Here is a 775-nt window from a genome sequence, read left to right as displayed (position 1 = left end):
GTCACCTGCAAAATGCCCTTAGCGTGTATTAATGTAGAAATGACCACAGAGCCCCTTGATGGCTGACTGGATGCATCCAGCTTCGGCTAGAGCGGTGTTGATTCCACCATCAGCAGCATAGATATGTGATGTTGTAAGAGATCCTATCAGCAATAAAGCTACTTTGATGGTCTGATTCGACAGACAACTTAATTGGTGTGTCATAGGATGGACGCTCTGGATTGGACCATGGATTTTTAGAGAATTCTAGAAAAATTGGAGCTGAAGCTTCTCAAGGCCAATCGCCGCTTGTTCAATGAGAACGAGAATGCGTCAAAATTCGGGGTGTCATCGAAAACCGCGTTTCGTTCATAAGTTAAGAATTACGCACAGCGCGCTCGACGCCGCGATATCAGTGGGTTACGCTGTGCATATTATATGTGCGCAATGCGAGCTTGATTCATGCCCTTCACCTATGGCTACGCTCGCGTCTCGACCGACGGCCAAACGCTCGACGCTCAGGTCGCGCGACTCGAGGCGGCCGGCGCATCGAAGCTCTTCAAGGAGAAGGTGTCGGGTGCCAAGCGCGACCGCGTTCAGCTCGACAAAATGCTCGCCGCGCTGAACGCCGGCGACGTCGTGATCGTGACCCGTCTAGACCGCTTGGCGCGATCGACGCGGGACCTTCTCAACATCCTCGGCGTCGTCGCCGACAAGGGCGCAGCGTTCCGCTCGCTCGGTGTATCCATCCGGCGTGGGCCGCGGACTGTTCGGGTCACTGCCGCCGTCTGTTTGA

The 775-nt window shown here is 54.6% G+C and carries 1 protein-coding gene; it reads left to right on the top strand.

Going from position 1 to position 775, the window contains the following annotated elements; translation table 11 throughout:
- Nucleotides 1-441: 441 nt before the first annotated feature.
- The coding region (locus AX750_RS04560) for a recombinase family protein (RefSeq protein ID WP_197426555.1) at nucleotides 442-775 on the top strand (334 nt) is incomplete at its 3' end.

The organism is Methylobacterium sp. CCH7-A2, from assembly GCF_001557075.1.
Classification (GTDB): domain Bacteria; phylum Pseudomonadota; class Alphaproteobacteria; order Rhizobiales; family Beijerinckiaceae; genus Allobosea; species Allobosea massiliensis.
Note: the sequence above shows the minus strand (reverse complement) of the source record. Positions and strands in the feature narration are given on the sequence as shown.